Here is a 13,835-nt window from a genome sequence, read left to right on the forward strand (position 1 = left end):
GGGCACTTCGTGGAGAGAAGGTGGGAGGCTGGCACGATGACCCGTGCCGGGCTCGTTAGGGCTGCTTCCTTCCGGACCTGACCCGGTTGGCGAGTGGCTCGTCCACCACCAACCTCCCGGATGCACATATCGGCAATATCGTCATCAAAAGCAAGCCAACATGCAAAAAAACTGCTAGTCGTTGGAAAACATGAGGAGAATGCCCTTTGAAAGGTTTCGCGCTCGACCCTCGGCTGGAAAACGACAGCGTCAGCATCATGGTCACCGGTCTCTGCGATCTGAGATTGTCGAGGGATGCCCGCTGGCCCTGGCTCATTCTCGTGCCGCGCCGGGCTGGTATCACGGAAATCTTCGAGCTGACGCCGCTCGACCAGGTGCTGCTTGCCTTCGAGACGGAGCTGGTCGCCAAGGCGCTGAAGGAGATCACCGGCGCGACAAAAATCAATGTCGGGGCTCTTGGCAATATCGTCCGCCAGCTTCATGTTCATATCATTGCCCGCTTCGAAGGCGATGCCAACTGGCCGGGTCCCGTCTGGGGCTTCGGGCGCGCGGAGCCCTACGAGGACGGAAAGAGAGACGAATTTATAGCGAAGCTGCGGGAAGCCCTTTCATCATGAGTCATTCGCTTTTCGATTCGGATGTGCCGCATCCGGAACCCAGCAATCTCACGGCCTTTGCCGCCAACGACCTCAATCGCGATTCCGAACATCGCGATGAACAATCCGTCGAAAAGGCGCTGGCAAAGGAAGGCACCCATATCTTCGCCTTCGCGGGGGATAAGCTGGTGCTGAAGCATGACGGCCAGGTGCTCGACCCGCTCTTTGCCCGCTATGAGCTGCAGGGATTGCAGCCGGATTGGGATGAAACGGTGCTTCTCGGCTACCGCAAGACCGGCGAGCCGCGCCTTGCCGTTCCCGTCGGCATCGATGTCGACGACCTCACCAGCCAGTACAAGCCTGCCGACGGCCGCACGCTGTTTCGCGAAATGCTGATCGACGAAGTGTTGCTCGGTGAATTCGCCCAGGCCGCAAGCCTCATCCGCTGGAACGGCGACAATCGCTTCTGCGGCCGCTGCGGCTCGGCGATGGAGATCCACATCGGCGGCTACAAGCGCGTCTGCGCCGCCTGCGAGCACATGATCTTCCCCCGAACCGACCCCGTGGTCATCATGCTGACGGTCGATGAGCAGCGCGACCTCTGCCTGCTCGGCCGCAGCCCGCATTTCGCGCCCGGCATGTATTCTTGTCTTGCCGGCTTCCTCGAACCCGGCGAGACCATCGAGAACGCCGTGCGTCGCGAAACGCTGGAGGAATCGGGCATCCGCACCGGCCGCATCCGCTACCACGCCTCGCAGCCCTGGCCGATGCCGCATTCCCTGATGATCGGTTGTTACGCCGAGGCGAAATCCACCGAAATCAGCCGCGATGAGACGGAACTGGAGGATTGTCGCTGGTTTACCCGCGAGGAAACGATCGAGATGCTGGAACGCCCGAGCGCGACAGGCAAGGCCTCGCCGCCGAAAGGGGCGATCGCCCACCGCCTGATGCGTGACTGGGTGGAGTGGAAGCGGTAGCGCCATGCCGGTCGCCCGCTCGGAACGGCTGCTGACGCTGCTCCAGACGCTCCGGCGTTACCGGCGGCCGGTGACCGGCTCGGTGCTCGCTGAGGAGACCGGTGTCAGCCTGCGCACGCTCTATCGCGATATTGCCAGCCTGCAGGCCCAGGGTGCGATGATCGAAGGCGAAGCCGGCATCGGTTATGTGCTGAAGCCCGGTTTCATGCTCCCGCCGATGATGTTTTCCGAAGAAGAGCTGGAGGCATTGGTGCTCGGCTCGCGCTGGGTTGCCCGCGCCGCCGAGCCGCGCCTTGCCGGCGCTGGCGCCGACGCGCTGGCCAAGATTGCCGCCGTGCTGCCGGCCGATATGCGAGAGATGATCGATTCGGCAGCGCTTTTCGTCGGCCCTAAACGCAGGGACGAGGACAAGGCCGATGTCTCGGCCATCCGTAGGGCGATCCGCCTGGAGCGTATCCTCGAACTGCATTATGGCGACGAGCAGGGTCGTATTTCGCGCCGCCGCGTCTGGCCCTTCGCGCTCGGCTATTTCGAGCATGTGCGCGTCCTCATGGCCTGGTGCGAACTGCGCCAGGATTTTCGCCATTTCCGCACCGATCGCATCATCGATATGGCGTTGCATGAGGGGCGTTATCCGCGCCGCCGCACGGTGCTCCTCAAGGAATGGCGCGAGACGCAGGACGTGCCGATGGAGAACTGAACGCTGCTGCCATAAACTGTCAGCAGATGGAGTTATTATCAGTGCCAATCCACCAGGAAGGAGTACTGATCATGGTAACGCCTCCAGCCATTCATTTCACCAACGACCGTTTTGCGGCCGAGGCCTTTGCCGATGTCATTTCGGCCGAGACTTTTGCCGATGTTCGCCAGTCAGCGCCGTCCGGCCTGCTGGACCTGGTCATGAACATTTTCCGATTTCGCAGAGGAGACCGCACCGGCCTCGACCTTGAAGCGACACCGGATTACTTGAAGCGCGACCTCGGCTTCATCGACGGACGCGACCCGCGCTGCGAGGACCGTTTTCCGCTCTAAAGCATATCGCGCAAAAGTGTGCAGCGGTTTTGCGACAACGACATGCGCGACCGCTTTAGGCCGCCCATCCTTATCAACACTCTGCCCGACGAGAACGGGGCGTTGCGATCGCAACGCCCTCGGTAATCTGCTGCCATAATCTGTCAGCAGACGAGGCCTCTCGCGGCGCCATTCTTAAATAACGGGAGAACCGAAATGACCAGCCCCAATCTCATCATTCTTTACGTCAAGGACCCCGGTGAAAGCGCCAGTTTCTACCGGAACCTGCTCAATCGCGAACCGGCCGTGGAGGCGCCGAATTTCGTCGCTTTTCCGCTCGAGGGTGGCTTCACGCTCGGTCTCTGGCGGCGCAGCAAGGTCGAACCGCAGCCCTCCGCCATCGGCAACCGCGGCGAAGTGGCCTTCATGGTCGAGGGAGAAAATGCTGTCGCCAGACATTATGAGGACTGGCGCCAGCGCGGTCTGCCGATCGCCCAGGAACTGACCGAACTGGATTTCGGCCCGACCTTCGTCGTGCTCGATCCGGATGGGCATCGGCTGCGTGTCTGTGAGCCGGATAAATAATTCAGGCGACTTGCGGGGCTTGCCTTACAGCAGGCCTCGCATCGCATGCCCCTTGTAGACCCCGAGGATGCGGACTTTCTCGGAAAAGAACCGCAGTTCCTCCAACGCCCGGCGCACGTTCGGATCGTTCGGATGGCCTTCGATATCGGCATAAAACTGCGTCGCCACGAATTTTCCGCCGAGCTGGTAGCTTTCGAGCTTCGTCATGTTGATGTTGTTGGTGGCAAAACCGCCGAGCGCCTTGTAGAGCGCGGCCGGAATGTTGCGGACGTTGAAGACGAAGGTGGTGACGACCTTTTCTTCCGCCGAATTCCGCTGCGCCCATTCCTCGTCGCGGGACAGGACGACGAAACGGGTGACATTGTTTTCGGTATCCTCGACATTTTCGGCAATGATCTCGAGCCCGTAGAGATCGGCGGCAAGGCGTGGTGCCAAGGCGGCCATCGAGCGGTCGCCGGTTTCCTTGACGAGCTTTGCCGCCCCTGCCGTATCGCCGGCGATCACCGGCTTCCAGCCGTTGGCGCGAACGATCTTCCGGCACTGGCCGAGCGCGTGGATATGGCTGTGCACCGTGCGGATCTCGTCCTTGGTGACACCGGGCAGCACCATCAGCTGGAAGCGGATCGGCATGAAATATTCGCCGATAATGTGCAGCCGCGACTCCGGCAGCAGATGGTGGATATCGGCGACGCGCCCGGCAATCGTGTTCTCGATCGGGATCATCGCGATATCGGCGTCGCCGTTGTCGACTGCCGTGAACGCATCCTCGAAGGTCTGACAGGGCAGCGGCTCCATGGTCGGAAACATGTCGCGGCTGGCCATATCGGAATTGGCGCCGAATTCGCCCTGGAAGGCGATCCTGTTGGTCTTGATGTTCATGATGGTTCCGTCAGTTCGACTTTGCGGAGAGGATGCGCCGCGCTTTTTCGAGGTCGGCGGGAGTATCGACACCGAGCGGAACCGTGTCAACGATCTCGGCGTCGATGCGCATGCCGGCTTCCAGCGCCCGTAGCTGCTCCAGCGATTCGCGCTTTTCGAGCGTCGAAGGACCGAGCGAGACGAACCGTTCGAGCGCCGCCCGCCGATAAGCATAGAGGCCGATATGGTGGTAGAGCGGCCCTTGGCCGTAAGGGGCCGTTGCCCGCGTGAAGTAGAGCGCGTGCAGCCGGGCGTCGGAAATCGGCGAGCCGACGATCTTGACGATGTGCGGCGCGGTCTTGTCCTCCTCATTGTCGATTTCGGTTGTCAGCGTTCCGATATCGACCGCCTCGTTCTCGAGAGGGCGCAAAGCCGCGCGCACCGTTTCGGGATCGATCGTCGGCAGATCGCCCTGGACGTTGACGATGATTTTCGCCTTTCCGTCCGGATCGACTTTCTTCAGCGCCTCAAAGATTCGATCAGAACCCGATTGGTGGTCTACGCGGGTCATGACGACTTCGAAGCCGGCGGCGGCGACGGCATCGAACACTCGATCATCGTCGACGGCGACGACAACGCGGCCGATGGCTGCCTCCCTGGCGCGTAGCGCCACCTGGACGATCATCGGCAGGCCGCAAATATCGGCGAGCGGCTTGCCCGGAAGCCGGGTGGAGGCCATGCGCGCCGGGATCAATACGAGCACGCCGTCTAAATTTGAATCACTCATTGTTCGGGCCTTCTATTCCGGGCTGAAAAGTGTCAAAAAGTCTCACGCACAAGACCATTTAGACAGTTGCAACGATCAACCAAAAGACATAGGTTCCGCGCGATTTCAAGATGGTCCGGTTTATGGTCTGCCGGCTGCAAGGGGAGCATTGCAGATGAATTCATACGTCAATACGGCCGTGGGGGCGCTGCTCGGAACGATTTTCGTTCTGATGTCGGTCTCCATCGCGTCCGAAGGGATCTTCCATTCCGAAGCACCGGAAAAGGAAGGTTTCGCGATCGTTGCCGAAGAGGCGCCCGCCGCTGGTGGTGAGGCTGCGCCTGCCGTTGCTGTTCCGATCGCGCAATTGCTCGCTTCTGCAGATGCCAAGGCCGGTGAAACGGTCTTCAAGAAGTGTCAGGCCTGTCATGACGGCACCAAAGGGGGACCGAACAAGGTCGGTCCCAACCTCTTTGGTGTCGTAGATCGCCCGATCGCCTCGCATGAAGGCTTCGCCTATTCCGCTGCCATGAAGGATTTCTCCAAGGGCAGCAGCGAGAAGTGGACTTTCGAATTTCTCAACAAGTTCCTGCTGGCGCCGAAGAAGGACGTTCCGGGCACCGCCATGGGCTTCGCCGGTCTGGCGAAGGATCAGGACCGCGCCAACGTCATTCTTTACCTGCACACGCTCGCCGATTCGCCGGTGCCGCTGCCGGATCCGAACGCCGCAACGCAGTGACGTGGCAGACAATCGCATGACATCGAAGCCCGGCCCGCAAGCCGGGCTTTTCGTTGTGCAGAGAGCCGCTTAAAGCATGTCGCGCAAAACTGTGCAGCGGTTTTGCGCTAACGACATTACGACGCGCTTTAGGCGCCGAGGAAATAGGCCCAGAGCGAGACCGTGATGGCGCCGAGCGCCGTCGTCACCGTGATCGTCGAGGCGGCGAGGCTGTGACCGACGCCGAAGCGATTGGCAATCAGCCAGGCGTTGACGCCTGTCGGGACGGAGGAAGTCAGCACGATTGCTGCCGTCCATTCGGGACTGAGACCGAGGAGATGGCTCGCCGCCCACACGCAGCCGGGCAGCAGCAGCAGCTTCAAGGTCGAGGTGACGCTGGCGATGCCGAGATTGCCGGAGACGCCGTATCTCTCCAGCGCCATGCCAAGCGATATCAGCGCCGCCGGACCGGCAATGCCGGCGATCTGCCCGACGACCGTTGCCACCGTCGTCGGCATGGTGAGACCGGAAAGGTGCATTGCCATGCCGGCCGCAAGCCCGATCACCAGCGGGTTGCGCACGAGATTGACCGCGATCTGGCGAAGCACGAGCACCATGCTGCGATCGCTTTTGCCGGCGATCTTGCGCTCGGCATGCTCCATCAGGACCGTGCCGGCGACCATCATCACCGGCAGATGCACGGCAAGCAGGATCGACAGCGCCACCAGCCCTTCGTCGCCGACGGTTCGCTCGACCAGCGGCAGGCCGATGAAAATATTGTTGGCGAAGGCCGAGGAAACGCCGGCCAGCACGCCGATCCGTTCGTCGCGGCCGAAGAGGCGTGTGGCCGCGATATGGCCGGCCGTCCAGGTGATGGCAACGCCGGAAAAATAGACGATCCAGAGTCGGAAGGGCGAGGCGCCATGAAAATCCGCCTCGGCGATGGTGCGGAAGAGCAGAAGCGGCACGGCGATCTTGAAGACGAATTCGCTGAGCGCTTCGCCGACATTCGACGCCATCAATCCGCTGCGGACGATCACCCAGCCGATGAGAATCAGGATGAAGATGGGAAGGACGTCGAGAATGATGGCTGACATGGGGGAGGTTGCTCTGCGCGGGGGAGTATTCGACGTCTACAGCGCCGCGCGTCTTTTCGAGAGCCGCAAAGGACGCTGTAGCACTTTGAATTGCTGCATAATTTTATCCTTAAATCGATTCCGATTTAAGGAATTATGCAGTAGCAGCAAACCGCTTGGATTGAAAAGGCAATCGCCGTCCAATCAGGCGCATCGGCAAAACAAAAAAAGCGGGCATAGCCCGCTTTTCCGCTCCGGTCTTGCCGGAAACCCGGATCACGAAGCTGCCAGTTCATCCGTGGTCAGCGTCGCGCCGGTAAGATCGAAGGGATCATCCCTCGTGCGCCCGGCTGCAACTGAAAGCTGCTCATGCCGGTCTTCTTGCGAGTATTTCTAGATTTGGAAGATGACAGGGACATGACGAATAGGCGGCACTTTTGCGAAGAAATAGATGCGCCATCCACCATTTATCCTTCCAAACCGCGGAAATTTCGCTAAGACCAAACCCCGGCTATCACAAAATCCGGGACCCCCCATTTCATGACAAGATTCGATGTTCTGACAGTCGGCAACGCAATCGTGGATATCATTGCCCGTTGCGACGACCAGTTCCTCATTGACAACCAGATCACCAAGGCGGCGATGAACCTCATCGATGCCGAACGCGCTGAACTCTTGTACTCGCGCATGGGACCGGCGCTCGAAGCCTCCGGCGGCAGCGCCGGTAACACGGCGGCTGGCGTGGCTAACCTCGGCGGCAAAGCTGCCTATTTCGGCAATGTCGCCGAAGATCAGCTCGGTGATATCTTCGCGCACGACATCCGCGCCCAGGGCGTCCACTACCAGACCCGGCCCAAGGGCACCTTCCCGCCGACGGCACGTTCGATGATCTTCGTCACCGAGGATGGCGAGCGCTCGATGAACACCTATCTGGGCGCTTGCGTCGAGCTCGGCCCGGAAGACGTCGAGACCGACGTCGTGGCCAACGCCAAGGTCACCTATTTCGAAGGTTATCTCTGGGATCCGCCGCGCGCCAAGGAAGCCATCCTCGATTGTGCCCGCATCGCCCATGAAAACGGCCGCGAAGTGTCGATGACGCTGTCCGACAGTTTCTGCGTCGACCGCTATCGCGGCGAATTCCTCGATCTGATGCGCTCCGGCAAGGTCGATATCGTCTTCGCCAATCGCCAGGAAGCGCTGTCGCTCTACGAGACCGACGATTTCGAGGAGGCGCTGAACAGGATCGCCGCCGATTGCAAAATCGCCGCTGTGACGATGAGCGAGAATGGTGCCGTCATCCTGAAGGGCCGTGAGCGTTTTTACGTCGATGCGATCCGGATCAAGGAAGTTGTGGATACGACGGGTGCCGGCGATTTGTTCGCCTCTGGCTTCCTCTATGGCTACACCCAGGGACGTTCTTTGGAAGATTGCGGCAAGCTCGGTTGCCTGGCTGCCGGCATCGTCATCCAGCAGATCGGCCCGCGCCCGATGACCTCGCTTTCCGAGGCAGCCAAACGGGCGGGGCTTATTTGAAGGCTTCGCCAGGATAGGCGCCCCAGATCTCCGACTGCGCCACCCAGCCCGAGGCGCCGTCGGTTTCGGCGCGGCACCAGTCGCCGTTGCATTCGCCAATGGTGATCATCACGCCGGGTTCTAGCTTGGCAACGATCGAGGCGGAGGGCTGCGCTTCGCGGCGCAGATTGACATAGACGCCTTTGCCCTTGGTCTTCATCCACGGGGCGGCAATCGCCGCGCGTTGGCCGGACAGCAGCGATTGGTTGACCCAGCCTTCGGTGCCGTCGGCATCGCGGATGCGGCGCCAGTTGTCGTATTCCTGGATGATCTCCACCGGCAGGCCGGATTTCAGGTACATCCACGAAACGGCGTAATCCGTTCCCGGACCGATGCGCAGGTTGACGCGCTTGGATTTCAGCGTGACGAAACGCGGCAATGGCAGTCCGCTTGGCCCCTTGGCCGCCTGCGCATGGGCGAATTCGACACTTCCCATGGATGCGGCCAGTGCGATGGCAAGGGCGAGGCAGGACTTCAGGACTTTGCTGCGCATGGAAGTTTCCGTTTGCTCGAATTCGCGGGCAGGCCCGGCCTGCTCGCGGTCCGGGCTTTGACATTCCCCGGCTGCACCGCGAGTTTTGTTTGTCTTCGCGTGCGGGTCTGGTAGAAAATGCCCGGAATGGGAAAATTATCACCCCTCTTGGTTAAAGACCTCTGAACAAGGCACCACAGGCAGCCATGACAGCGAAGAAAAAACCGAAGGTCTACATCACCCGCAAGCTGCCGGATGCCGTCGAAACCCGCATGCGCGAACTCTTCGACGCCGAGCTGAACATCGACGACGCGCCGCGTTCCGTTCCCGAGCTTATCGCCGCGGTCAAGACCGCCGACGTACTGGTGCCGACCGTCACCGATCGCATCGATGCGGCGCTGATCGACCAGGCGGGACCGCAGATGAAGCTGATTGCGAGCTTCTCCAATGGCACTGATCACATCGACGTCGAGGCGGCGGCGCGCAAGGGCATCACCGTCACCAACACGCCGAACGTCCTGACCGAAGACACCGCCGATATGACCATGGCGCTGATTCTCGCGGTTCCGAGAAGGCTCGGCGAAGGTGCGCGCGTGCTGACCGACAAGCCGGGTGAATGGGCAGGCTGGTCTCCCACCTGGATGCTCGGTCGGCGCATTCACGGCAAGCGAATCGGCATCGTCGGTATGGGCCGCATCGGCACGGCGGTGGCCCGCCGCGCCAAGGCTTTCGGCCTGTCGATCCACTATCACAACCGCAAGCGCGTCAATCCGGCCGTTGAGGACGAACTGGAGGCGACCTATTGGGAAAGCCTCGACCAGATGCTCGCCCGCGTCGACATCGTTTCGATCAATTGTCCGTCGACGCCGGCGACCTTCCACCTGATCTCGGCCCGCCGTCTGGCGCTGCTGCAGCCGACGGCCTATCTCGTCAACACCGCGCGCGGCGACGTGGTCGACGAAGCTGCGCTGATCAAATGCCTGAGGGAGGGCCGGATCGCCGGCGCCGGCCTCGACGTCTTCGAGAACGAGCCTGCCGTCAATCCGAAGTTGGTCAAGCTCGCCAATGAGGGCAAGGTCGTGCTGCTGCCGCATATGAGCTCGGCGACGATCGAAGGCCGCATCGACATGGGCGACAAGGTCATCATCAACATCCGCACCTTCATCGACGGTCACAGGCCGCCGAACCGCGTGCTGCCGGGTCGTTGAAAAACGCTGTAAATCAGGCGACGCAGATTGGAGGCGCAAGGACCTTGCGCATCTCGACGAATGTCGTCCTGGCAAAGCCGGGATGCGCCTTTTCGGCGGTTCTGGAAAATCCACAGGCGGCAAAGACGGCGTGATTGTCGGTGAGTTCGATCCGCGTTTCCAGCCTCAAAGCGGGAAGACCGAGCGCCGCAGCCGTTTCCTCGGCAATCGCCAGCAGCCGCTTGCCGAGGCCCTTGCCCTGCATCTCAGGCAGGACGGCGAGCTTGCCGACATAGAGACAATCGGCCTCCGGCCGCAGGAAGAGGCAGCCGATCAGCTTTTCGCCGTCGATGGCGACATGGCCGATCTCGGCCCTGGCCTTTTCGGCCAGTGACTCCGTCGTCAGCTTGAGCGCCGAAGATGGCGGGTCGATCCTGCCGTTCATCGAGGCGAAGGCGGAAAGGACGAGCGTCAGCAGTTCGTCCCAGCGCGTGAAGCTATGATCAAGACGAATAATCGTCATCCGGCTGGTCTTTGTGTTGTACGGCGTCGTTTGTAGCGAACCGTGTCGAAGCGGGCCGAGAGCGCGTCGTAGAGCAGCAACCGTCCGACCAGCGGTTCGCCGGTGACGGTGACGAGCTTGATCGCCTCCATCGCCATCATCGTGCCGATGACGCCTGTGAGCGCGCCGATGATGCCGGCCTCGGCGCAGGAGGGAATCAGACCCGCCGGCGGCGCTTCCGGAAACAGGTCGCGATATCTAGGGTTGGACGTTCCGTCCTCAGCCGTCTCATAGGGCTTGAGAACCGTCAGCGAACCATCGAAACGCCCGACGGCGCCGCTGACGAGCGGGATGCGCGCTTCTTCCGCCGCATCGGCGGCGGCATAACGCGTGTCGAAATTGTCGGAGCCGTCGATCAGTAGATCGAAACCGGAGAGCTGACGGCGGGCGGCCTCCGGGGAAAAGCGTTCCTCGAAGCGGATCAGTCGGACATGCGGATTGAGCCTGGCGATGGCGAAGGCGGCACTCTCCGTCTTCAACTCGCCGATCGTGCCGGAATCATGGATCACCTGGCGCTGCAGGTTCGACAGCGACACCCGGTCGTCGTCGACGATACCGAGCGTGCCGACGCCGGCTGCGGCCAGATATTGCAGGACCGGTGCACCGAGGCCGCCGGCGCCGATCACCAGCACGCGGGCGGCTTTCAGTTTCTGCTGGCCGGCGCCGCCGATCTCGGGGAGCAGGATGTGGCGGTGATACCGCGCTATTTCTTCCGGGCTGAGCGGTTCCATGGCGCCGATGTTATCATGACGCCCGACGCCGGGAAAAGCCGCCTCCGTCATTCGAACACTCTTCCGTCGGAAACCGTGAAAAACTGCGCCCTGTCGCCGAGTGCCGAAAACATCGCGCGATCTGTTCCGGTCATGAAGGCCTGGCCGCCGAGCCCGTCGATAAGGTCGAACAGCGCGGCGCGTCTGTTCTCGTCGAGATGCGCTGCGATCTCGTCGAGCAGCAGGATCGGCGCATGGCCGGTGAGATTGCCGACGAGCCGCGCATGCGCAAGCACCAGGCCGACAAGCAGCGCTTTCTGCTCGCCGGTGGAGCAACGCTCCGCCTCCATCGCCTTTTCGCGGTGATGCACGATGAGGTCGGCCCGGTGCGGCCCCTCGAGCGTGCGTCCAGCGCCGGCATCGCGGTAGCGGCTCTCTGCCAGCATCGCCGCGTAGTCATCCTCGAGGTCGACCGAGGGGCGCGAGAACTGACCGTCCATGAAGCCCGAGAGCTGCAGCGATGCCGAAGGGAAGGGCGAGCTCTCCCGTGTTTCCTCGATCAGCCGGGTCAGGAGGCCGAGCATCTCCTGCCGGGCGAGCGCCATGGCGATACCGAGGCTTGCCATCTGCTCCTCGATGCCGGCAAGCCAGGACGGATCGAAGCGGCCTTCGTCCAGCAATTTGTTGCGGCTGCGCATGGCGCGCTCGAAATCGCTGGCGCGGCGGCCATGAGCGGGATCGAGTGACAGCACCAGCCGGTCGAGAAAGCGGCGTCGGTCGGAAGAGGCGCCGGTAAAGAGCCCGTCCATCGCCGGTGTCAGCCAGAGAAGGCGCAGATGGTCGGTCAGTTCGTCCGCAGTCTTTGCCGTCGTGCCATTGATGCGCAGCCTGCGGGCGATGGTCTCCTCGCTCGTTTCGATGCCGGTGCCGATCTCGACGTCACCCTCCATGCCGTCGAGCGCGGCGAAGATCGAAAAGCCACCGGCGGCGCCGACGCGGGTGATATCGCCATAAGCCGCGCGGCGCAGGCCGCGGCCAGGCGAAAGCAGGGAGACGGCCTCCATGAGATTGGTCTTGCCGGCGCCGTTATCTCCCGTCAGTACGGCATGCCGACCGTCAAGGGTAAGGGCCGCCGCCGCATAGTTGCGGAAGTCTGTCAGCTTCAGACGGGAAAGAGAAACCTTGTGCGGCATCGAATGTCCGGAATCGTAAAGCGTGACAGCTAAGCCGAAGCGGCGCTGATGGCAAGGCTGGCAGCTTTTTGGCCGTGGGATCGTACCGTCGGTGCTGCCGCAAGTCAGGGACGCGGCGGCTGGCGCCACCCAGGACATATATTCCAGAGATCCCGTGACCGAAGTCCTGGTGTCCGACATCTTCCCGGTGTAACGGCAGCCATGACACTTTCGAAATTCTGCTAAAAATACAACCACCGGAGATGGTCTGACATCGCCAAGCTGATACTGTCGACAGTTATTGTCAATGCCTCCCAGCTCCGGATATTCAGGGTTTGCTGCCATCCTTTAAGGCTATTGACGTAACGTAAAGCCCAAAAAAAGTCGGTTGAATTTTGCAACTGCAGGGTTGAGTTATCTGGTGCAGACGATATGGTAAACGGAACGTTTATGTATAAGAGAGTGATGAAGTGCCAGATCCGGTTGATATTATCGTCGGTCGCAACGTCAGACAGTTTCGCGCCCTTCGCCGTGTTTCCCAACTTGAGCTTGGCGAAGCACTCGGACTGACTTTCCAGCAGATCCAGAAATACGAAAAGGGAACGAACCGCGTTTCCGCCAGCAAGCTGCATCAGATCGCGGTTTTTCTCGACGTTGAGATCTCTGCTCTTTTCGAGGGCGCCGGCATGTCACCATTCGGCAGCCGTGTCGAACTCAGCCCCGACGCCTATGCGCTTGCGCTGAGCTACGACAAGCTGAACTCACCGGCAGGCAAGGAAGCGGTCAAGACCATCGTCACCCTCATGACTGGCGAAGTGGCCGAAACCGCCGCTTGATTCCACGACAGCGCCGGGCATCTTTTCGAGAGCCGCAAGGACGCTCTAGCACTTTGAATTGCTGCATGATTTTATCCCTGCATCGGTTCCGATAAGCTATGCAGCGGGCAATGGATTCCCACCGAAAGCACGACCTGTTCAAGGTCTGGATGATCTCGGACCGATGCGGGTGTACAGCGGTTTTGGAAGGACGGCGTGCCTCAAGGCGAAGACCGGGAAGCAGGTCGCCCGGTTCAGGTTCGATGCCGCGCGCTTCAGTGAATCTCGCATTCGTGCAGCGCCATCAGCAGATCGTCCTGCGTCTGGTGGCCGGCATGATAGAGGTCGATCGCGATGTTGGCGATTGAAAGGCCCTGCTGGCTGCGAAGCTTGATGTTGCGCTCGGCGCACCAGGTGTAGATGGCGCCGGCGAGAACGTCGACGTCTTCGGACTGAGAGGAAAAGGCTGGCGCCATGGTCGATACCCTTGGTTTGGTTGTCCCCCGCTAGAGCGCCGTGCTAAGGACGCTCTATCGCTTTGATTTGGTGCATAACCCCAAAAGGAGATTCCGATCTTCGGAGTTATGCGCTGACCGCAGAGACTGAATTCATTTGGAAAACTTGCAAGCGGCATCATCTGGCTGCGTTAACGCAAGTCGTCTTCCCGTCCGCCGCCGTATCGATCCGGGACAGATTGGCCGGCGCGGGCGGCGAATGTCGCAAATCGGGATTCCTGGAACAAAAAAACCGGAGACGTT

17 protein-coding genes and 1 other RNA gene are annotated in these 13,835 nt (G+C 61.1%); 9 read left to right on the forward strand and 9 right to left on the reverse strand.

The features are described from left to right. Window positions 1-20 precede the first annotated feature (20 nt). Window positions 21-117: signal recognition particle sRNA small type (gene ffs / locus ACD590_RS23030), an RNA gene on the reverse strand. Between the two features lie 89 nt (window positions 118-206). Between ffs and ACD590_RS23035 the strand changes: the two genes are divergently transcribed. The 5 genes from ACD590_RS23035 to ACD590_RS23055 all read left to right on the forward strand — a co-directional run bounded on the left by ACD590_RS23035 (window position 207) and on the right by ACD590_RS23055 (window position 3,169). Further along, window positions 207-617 carry an HIT domain-containing protein gene (locus tag ACD590_RS23035; RefSeq protein ID WP_026242289.1) on the forward strand — a complete coding sequence of 137 codons (411 nt, stop codon included), beginning with the start codon at window positions 207-209 and terminating at the stop codon, window positions 615-617. Beyond that, on the forward strand, window positions 614-1,573 hold the full coding sequence (nudC, locus tag ACD590_RS23040; RefSeq protein WP_018244271.1) for an NAD(+) diphosphatase: 960 nt from the start codon (window positions 614-616) through the stop codon (window positions 1,571-1,573). Before ACD590_RS23035 ends, nudC begins: the two co-directional genes overlap by 4 nt. 4 nt (window positions 1,574-1,577) lie before the next feature. Beyond that, a complete protein-coding gene (locus ACD590_RS23045; RefSeq protein ID WP_018448015.1) occupies window positions 1,578-2,273 on the forward strand; it encodes a helix-turn-helix transcriptional regulator in 696 nt (231 codons plus the stop codon). Between the two features lie 71 nt (window positions 2,274-2,344). Continuing rightward, window positions 2,345-2,605 (forward strand): hypothetical protein, encoded by a 261-nt coding sequence (locus ACD590_RS23050; RefSeq protein ID WP_018244273.1) that lies wholly within the window; start codon window positions 2,345-2,347, stop codon window positions 2,603-2,605. Window positions 2,606-2,800: 195 nt separating this feature from the next. Continuing rightward, window positions 2,801-3,169, forward strand: a complete 369-nt coding sequence (locus tag ACD590_RS23055; RefSeq protein WP_003555800.1) for a VOC family protein — start codon at window positions 2,801-2,803, stop codon at window positions 3,167-3,169. 24 nt (window positions 3,170-3,193) lie between these two features. Here the strand turns inward: ACD590_RS23055 and ACD590_RS23060 are convergent, their stop codons facing one another. Together ACD590_RS23060 and ACD590_RS23065 are read right to left on the reverse strand one after the other, a co-directional pair. After that, entirely contained in the window at window positions 3,194-4,048 is an 855-nt protein-coding gene (locus ACD590_RS23060) for a prephenate dehydratase (protein ID WP_018070385.1), read from the reverse strand. A 10-nt stretch (window positions 4,049-4,058) separates the two neighbouring features. Then, window positions 4,059-4,814, reverse strand: a complete 756-nt coding sequence (locus ACD590_RS23065; RefSeq protein WP_028731852.1) for a 3-deoxy-manno-octulosonate cytidylyltransferase — start codon at window positions 4,812-4,814, stop codon at window positions 4,059-4,061. A 154-nt stretch (window positions 4,815-4,968) separates the two neighbouring features. Between ACD590_RS23065 and ACD590_RS23070 the strand changes: the two genes are divergently transcribed. Beyond that, a complete protein-coding gene (locus tag ACD590_RS23070; protein WP_018244276.1) occupies window positions 4,969-5,532 on the forward strand; it encodes a c-type cytochrome in 564 nt (187 codons plus the stop codon). A gap of 128 nt (window positions 5,533-5,660) precedes the next feature. Here ACD590_RS23070 and ACD590_RS23075 read toward each other — a convergent pair whose 3' ends face one another. Beyond that, entirely contained in the window at window positions 5,661-6,608 is a 948-nt protein-coding gene (locus ACD590_RS23075) for an AEC family transporter (RefSeq protein WP_003555804.1), read from the reverse strand. A gap of 519 nt (window positions 6,609-7,127) precedes the next feature. Between ACD590_RS23075 and ACD590_RS23080 the strand changes: the two genes are divergently transcribed. After that, window positions 7,128-8,120: an adenosine kinase gene (locus ACD590_RS23080; protein ID WP_018244277.1), complete on the forward strand. Its 993-nt coding sequence runs from the start codon at window positions 7,128-7,130 to the stop codon at window positions 8,118-8,120. On the opposite strand, the gene ACD590_RS23085 is transcribed toward ACD590_RS23080, so the two are convergent. Further along, complete coding sequence (locus ACD590_RS23085; RefSeq protein WP_028731851.1) at window positions 8,113-8,652, reverse strand: SH3 domain-containing protein; 540 nt, start codon at window positions 8,650-8,652, stop codon at window positions 8,113-8,115. The genes ACD590_RS23080 and ACD590_RS23085 overlap by 8 nt on opposite strands. Before the next feature lie 185 nt (window positions 8,653-8,837). Between ACD590_RS23085 and ACD590_RS23090 the strand changes: the two genes are divergently transcribed. Continuing rightward, the gene (locus ACD590_RS23090) at window positions 8,838-9,839 is read left to right on the forward strand and encodes a 2-hydroxyacid dehydrogenase (RefSeq protein ID WP_028731850.1); all 1,002 of its coding nucleotides are present in this window, start codon (window positions 8,838-8,840) and stop codon (window positions 9,837-9,839) included. Between the two features lie 13 nt (window positions 9,840-9,852). On the opposite strand, the gene ACD590_RS23095 is transcribed toward ACD590_RS23090, so the two are convergent. From ACD590_RS23095 to recF, 3 genes are read right to left on the reverse strand one after another with little or no spacing between them, the layout of a single operon-like run. Further along, window positions 9,853-10,341 carry a GNAT family N-acetyltransferase gene (locus tag ACD590_RS23095; RefSeq protein WP_028731849.1) on the reverse strand — a complete coding sequence of 163 codons (489 nt, stop codon included), beginning with the start codon at window positions 10,339-10,341 and terminating at the stop codon, window positions 9,853-9,855. Beyond that, entirely contained in the window at window positions 10,338-11,162 is an 825-nt protein-coding gene (locus tag ACD590_RS23100; protein WP_130653387.1) for a molybdopterin-synthase adenylyltransferase MoeB, read from the reverse strand. Before ACD590_RS23100 ends, ACD590_RS23095 begins: the two co-directional genes overlap by 4 nt. After that, complete coding sequence (gene recF, locus ACD590_RS23105; RefSeq protein ID WP_018448011.1) at window positions 11,159-12,283, reverse strand: DNA replication/repair protein RecF; 1,125 nt, start codon at window positions 12,281-12,283, stop codon at window positions 11,159-11,161. Before recF ends, ACD590_RS23100 begins: the two co-directional genes overlap by 4 nt. 449 nt (window positions 12,284-12,732) lie before the next feature. On the opposite strand from recF, the gene ACD590_RS23110 reads away from it, so the two are divergent. After that, entirely contained in the window at window positions 12,733-13,098 is a 366-nt protein-coding gene (locus tag ACD590_RS23110; protein WP_018244283.1) for a helix-turn-helix domain-containing protein, read from the forward strand. 254 nt (window positions 13,099-13,352) lie between these two features. Here ACD590_RS23110 and ACD590_RS23115 read toward each other — a convergent pair whose 3' ends face one another. Further along, the gene (locus ACD590_RS23115; protein ID WP_018244284.1) at window positions 13,353-13,553 is read right to left on the reverse strand and encodes a hypothetical protein; all 201 of its coding nucleotides are present in this window, start codon (window positions 13,551-13,553) and stop codon (window positions 13,353-13,355) included. Between the last annotated feature and the right edge of the window lie 282 nt (window positions 13,554-13,835).

The sequence above is a fragment of the Rhizobium sp. 862_C5_N1_2 genome (genome assembly GCF_051811205.1).
Taxonomy (GTDB): domain Bacteria; phylum Pseudomonadota; class Alphaproteobacteria; order Rhizobiales; family Rhizobiaceae; genus Rhizobium; species Rhizobium leguminosarum.

Bases quoted from the DNA above. Each gene is read 5' to 3' on its own strand.
- nudC (WP_018244271.1), top strand. From the start codon at position 614: ATGAGTCATTCGCTTTTCGATTCGGATGTGCCGCATCCGGAACCCAGC.
- ACD590_RS23045 (WP_018448015.1), top strand. From the start codon at position 1,578: ATGCCGGTCGCCCGCTCGGAACGGCTGCTGACGCTGCTCCAGACGCTC.
- ACD590_RS23050 (WP_018244273.1), top strand. From the start codon at position 2,345: ATGGTAACGCCTCCAGCCATTCATTTCACCAACGACCGTTTTGCGGCC.
- ACD590_RS23055 (WP_003555800.1), top strand. From the start codon at position 2,801: ATGACCAGCCCCAATCTCATCATTCTTTACGTCAAGGACCCCGGTGAA.
- ACD590_RS23060 (WP_018070385.1), bottom strand. From the start codon at position 4,048: ATGAACATCAAGACCAACAGGATCGCCTTCCAGGGCGAATTCGGCGCC.
- ACD590_RS23065 (WP_028731852.1), bottom strand. From the start codon at position 4,814: ATGAGTGATTCAAATTTAGACGGCGTGCTCGTATTGATCCCGGCGCGC.
- ACD590_RS23070 (WP_018244276.1), top strand. From the start codon at position 4,969: ATGAATTCATACGTCAATACGGCCGTGGGGGCGCTGCTCGGAACGATT.
- ACD590_RS23075 (WP_003555804.1), bottom strand. From the start codon at position 6,608: ATGTCAGCCATCATTCTCGACGTCCTTCCCATCTTCATCCTGATTCTC.
- ACD590_RS23080 (WP_018244277.1), top strand. From the start codon at position 7,128: ATGACAAGATTCGATGTTCTGACAGTCGGCAACGCAATCGTGGATATC.
- ACD590_RS23085 (WP_028731851.1), bottom strand. From the start codon at position 8,652: ATGCGCAGCAAAGTCCTGAAGTCCTGCCTCGCCCTTGCCATCGCACTG.
- ACD590_RS23090 (WP_028731850.1), top strand. From the start codon at position 8,838: ATGACAGCGAAGAAAAAACCGAAGGTCTACATCACCCGCAAGCTGCCG.
- ACD590_RS23095 (WP_028731849.1), bottom strand. From the start codon at position 10,341: ATGACGATTATTCGTCTTGATCATAGCTTCACGCGCTGGGACGAACTG.
- ACD590_RS23100 (WP_130653387.1), bottom strand. From the start codon at position 11,162: ATGACGGAGGCGGCTTTTCCCGGCGTCGGGCGTCATGATAACATCGGC.
- recF (WP_018448011.1), bottom strand. From the start codon at position 12,283: ATGCCGCACAAGGTTTCTCTTTCCCGTCTGAAGCTGACAGACTTCCGC.
- ACD590_RS23115 (WP_018244284.1), bottom strand. From the start codon at position 13,553: ATGGCGCCAGCCTTTTCCTCTCAGTCCGAAGACGTCGACGTTCTCGCC.